The organism is Streptomyces sp. NRRL F-5650 (genome assembly GCF_000721365.1).
GTDB classification, from domain to species: Bacteria; Actinomycetota; Actinomycetes; order Streptomycetales; family Streptomycetaceae; genus Streptomyces; species Streptomyces ardesiacus.
Genome location: NZ_JOGV01000107.1, coordinates 1 through 4,461, shown reverse-complemented (window position 1 = coordinate 4,461; position 4,461 = coordinate 1). Strand labels below are relative to the sequence as shown.

The following is a 4,461-nucleotide window of genomic DNA, read 5'->3' as shown; positions in this document are numbered from 1 at the left end:
CCAACAGCAGGCCCACACCCTCCGACGCACCCATACCGTCGGCGGACGCGGCGAACGCCTTGCAGCGACCGTCCCGCGCCAGACCCTGCTGCCGGCTGAACTCCGTGAACAGGTCAGGGGACGACATGACCGCAACCCCGCCCGCGAGCGCCATCGAGCACTCGCCGTGGCGCAGCGCCTGGACCGCCAGGTGCAGCGCCACCAGCGAAGAGGAGCACGCCGTGTCCACCGTGACGGCCGGCCCGGTCAGTCCGAAGCTGTAGGAAATGCGCCCCGAAGCCACACTGCCCGCGGTGCCCGTCATGGCGTGTCCCTCGACCTCTTCGGGGATCGCGGGCAGCCTGGCGCCGTAGTCGCGGAAGCTGGAGCCGATGAAGACGCCGGTCCTGCTGCCCTCCAGGGCGTCGGGGGCGATGCCGGCGCGCTCGAACAACTCCCAGGAGGTCTCCAGGAGCAGCCGCTGCTGCGGGTCCATCGCCAGGGCCTCGCGCGGCGAGATCCCGAAGAAGCCTGCGTCGAACTCCCCCGCGTCGTGCAGGAAGCCGCCCTCGGCCACGTAAGAGCTGCCGGAGCGCTGACCGGTCACGTCCACCAGTGATCCCACGTCCCAGCCGCGGTCGGTGGGGAAACCGGTGATGGCGTCGCCGCCCTCGGAAAGCAGCCGCCACAGGTCCTCGGGCGAGGCGACCCCGCCGGGGAACCGGCAGCTCATTCCGACGATCGCCACCGGCTCGCTGTTCACCGACTCCACGGCCTTCAGCCGGGATTGGGTCTCCTTCAGCTCAGCAGTGACCCGGGTCAGGTAGTAGCGGAGCTTCTTGGCGTCGTCCATGCTTGCGTGCCCCCGAAGGTGAGACGGAAGTGTGGCGTGCGCCCCGTTGAAGGACGCGAGTCGGAACCGCGGCGTCGATCAGGGGCTCAGGAGATCCCGAACTCTTTGCCGATGTACTTGAAGAGGTCGTCGTTGCTCACGGATTCGAGGTCTTCGGCGTCGACGGCCTCCTCGCCGTCCACGCCTGAACCGGATGCGGTACGCAGCAACTTCCGTAGCCGCCCTGTCAGTTCTGCTCTGGTGGAGTCTCCGTCGGGTAGCTGCCCCAGGAGCACCTCGAGCCGGTCGAGTTCGGCCGTGCCGGGAGCTTCCGTGTCCGTGGCGCCCTCGATCCCGTCCTCGCCGCCGAACAGTGCGTCATTGAGGTAGCGCGCGAGCTCGTGCACGGTCGGGCAGTCGAAAATGATCGTGGCGGGCAGTCGCAGACCGGTCGCCGTGTTGAGCCGGTTGCGCAGCTCCACGGCGGTGACCGAGTCCAAGCCGAGTTCCAGGAACCGACGCCGGAGTTCCACCATCTCTCCGGAGTCGTGCCCGAGTACGGCTGCCACCTGCGTACGGACCGTCGTGCGCAACTGCCGTACGCGCTCGGCCGGTGCCAGACCGGCCAGCCGCTCGGACAGCGTGAGGGTGGCCGCCGCGTCGGTGGGTACGTCCCTCGTGAGTACGGCGCGGACCTCCGGCAGTTCGTCGAGCAGACGGCTGGGCCTGGCCGCGGTGTAGGCGTACGCGAACCTCTCCCAGTCGATGTCCGCGATCACGAGGCTGGTGTCACCGTGGGCCAGAGCCGTCTCCAGGGCGGCGGTGGCACGCTCCGGCTCGAGCAGCGGCACGCCGTGCCGGACGCTGGTGTCACTGACCACGTCCCGGCCCGCCATGCCGCCCCTGGCCCAGGAACCCCAGGCCACGGAGGTGGCCACGAGTCCCTGTGCACGGCGGTACTGGGCGAGTGCGTCCAGGTAGGCGTTGCCCGGCGCGTAGTTGCCCTGGCCTGCCATGCCGACTGTGCCCGCCAGCGAGGAGAACAGCACGAAAGCGGAAAGGTCCAGGCTCTTCGTCATCTCATGCAGTTGGTGTGCCGCACCTGCCTTGACCCGCAGCACCCGGTCAAGCTGCTTGGGCGTCAGCGTGGTGAGCGCCCCGTCGTCCAGTACGGCCGCGGTGTGCACCACAGCGGTCAGCGGGCAGTCGTCGGGCACCGAGTCGAGCAACCGGCGCAAGGCCCCCGGGTCGGCCACGTCGCAGGCGGCCGTGGTGACGCGGGCTCCGGTGGCGGCCAACTCGGCCTCGAGATCGGTGGCGCCCGGAGCCGCACCACCCTGTCTGCTGACGAGCAGCAGGTGTTCGGCGCCCTGAGCCGCAAGTCTCCTGGCGACCTCGCTGCCGAGCGCCCCGGTGCCACCCGTGATCAGTACCGTGCCCTTACCCGGCGTCCAGCCGTCGCCCAGGGCGCCACTCAGAGGCGCGCGGACGAGTCGACGCCCGTAGGCCGCGGTCGAACGAACCGCGACCTGGTCCTCGTCCGCCTTGGCCGCGAGCACTTCACACAGCCGCGCGAGGGCGCGCTCGTCCGGCTCCTGCGGGAGGTCGACCAGACCACCCCAGCGGGTCGGCATTTCCTGGGCCGCCACCCGGCCGAGGCCCCAGACCAGCGCCTGAGCCGGGCTGGTGAGCGGGTCCCGCTCACCGATGGACACCGCGCCCTGGGTGACGCACCACAGTGCGGCGTCCGAGGCGGTGGCCTCCAACTCCTGAAGCAGGGCCAGGTTCTGGGCGTAGCCGGCCGGGACGGCGGAGGCGTCCGTGAGCGGACTCTCGTCCTGCGCGAGCAGCGACAGCACGCCGACTGCCGAGGAGTGTGCGACCAGGGCCTCGGCCCACGGACGCTCGTCCTGCCCTGTGTCGTGGGCACCTCTCACGACCAGCGGCTCAACCACGGCGCCCTGTGCGCGCAGGGCCTCGGCCACTGTCCCGTACAGCGCGCCGTCGAGCTGGTCCGGGGAGACGGCGACCAGCCAGGTCCCGGACAGGGCGGCCTTGGGGCCGGCGGGCAGCGACTTCCAGTGCGCCCGGTACCGCCACGACTCCATGCCGGCTGCTTCCGCGTGCCGCTTGTGCCAAGCGGAAAGCGCGGGCAGTACGGCCGTCAGCCCGGGCTGCGCCTCGTCCAGTCTCAAGGTCTTCGCAAGTCCCTCCAGGTCCTCGCGTTCCACCACCTCCCAGAAAGCAGCGTGCGGGTCCGTGCCCGCCGCGGGGCGGGCCGGCGCGGTGTCGAACCAGTAGTGCTTGGTCTGGAAGGCGTAGGTCGGCAGCGCGACTCGCCGGGCCCCCGAACCCGCATACACCGCCGACCAGTCCGGCTCCACACCCCGTACCCACAACTCCGCCAGCGAAGTGAGGAAACGCCGGACACCGCCCTGCTCACGCCGCAACGTACCGACCGCACACACCTCGACCCCGGCGGCCTCACCCGTCTCCTCCACCGCAGACGTCAGCACCGGATGCGCACTCACCTCAACAAACGTCGTGTAGCCACCATCCGCAATCAACCCACCAACCGTGTCAAGAAACCGCACCGGCTCACGCAGATTACGGAACCAGTACTCCGCATCCGCCTCACCCTCCCCGACAAGCCCACCCGTCACCGACGAATACATCGGCACATCACCCGCCCGCCCCACCACCGGAGCAGCCAACTCCAACAACGCCTCACGCAACCCCTCCACCTGCACCGTGTGCGACCCGTAATCCACCGCAACACGACGCGCCCCCACACCCTCCCGCTCACACACCACCATCAACTCATCCAACGCCACCGCCTCACCCGCCACCACCGTCGAACCCGGACCATTCACCGTCGCCACACTCACCCGACCCGCCCACCGCCCAATCAACTCCCCCGCCGCCTCCTCACCCAACGGCAACGACACCATGCCACCCAGACCCGCCAACTCCCGCCCGATCAACCGACTCCGCAACGCCACCACCCGCGCCGCATCCTCCAACGACAACACCCCCGCCACCACCGCAGCCGCCAACTCACCCTGCGAATGACCCACCACAGCCCCAGGCCCCACACCCGACGCACGCCACACCTCAGCAAGCGACACCATCACCGCCCACAACACACATCCACCCGATCCAACGACGCACCACCCCCACACCCCCGCAACACATCCACCGGAACCCAGTCGATATACGGCCCCAAAGCCACCACACACTCACCAAACCGACCAGCAAACACCGGCGAAGAATCCAACAACTCCACCGCCATACCAGCCCACTGCGAACCCTGCCCCGGAAAAACGAACACCACATCCGAAGCACCCCCCGACACCACACCCGTCACCACACCAGCCGCCGGCTCACCCACCTCCACAGCCCGCAGACCGGACAACAACTCCTCCCGCTCCACCCCCACCACCACAGCCCGATGCTCAAGCCCCGCACGCGAAGACGCCAACGACCACCCCACATCAACACCCGAAACCCCCGAAGAAGCCACAAACCCCCGCAACCCCTCCGCCTGCCCACGCAACCCCGCCACCGACCGACCCGAAACCACCCACGGCACCACACCACCACACACAACACCAGCCGGACCGGACCCAACCCCGCCCCCACAAGCCTCC

3 protein-coding genes are annotated in these 4,461 nt (G+C 69.5%); all 3 read right to left on the bottom strand.

Annotation, left to right across the window (positions count from 1 at the left end):
• Window positions 1–832: polyketide synthase (locus tag IG88_RS0137515; RefSeq protein WP_031051265.1), on the bottom strand; the 832-nt coding region annotated here is incomplete at its 3' end.
• Window positions 833–918: 86 nt separating this feature from the next.
• Window positions 919–3,945 carry an SDR family NAD(P)-dependent oxidoreductase gene (locus IG88_RS39745; protein WP_267884682.1) on the bottom strand — a complete coding sequence of 1,009 codons (3,027 nt, stop codon included), beginning with the start codon at window positions 3,943–3,945 and terminating at the stop codon, window positions 919–921.
• Entirely contained in the window at window positions 3,942–4,142 is a 201-nt protein-coding gene (locus IG88_RS45400) for an acyltransferase domain-containing protein (RefSeq protein ID WP_420712119.1), read from the bottom strand. Before IG88_RS45400 ends, IG88_RS39745 begins: the two co-directional genes overlap by 4 nt.
• Window positions 4,143–4,461: the final 319 nt, after the last annotated feature.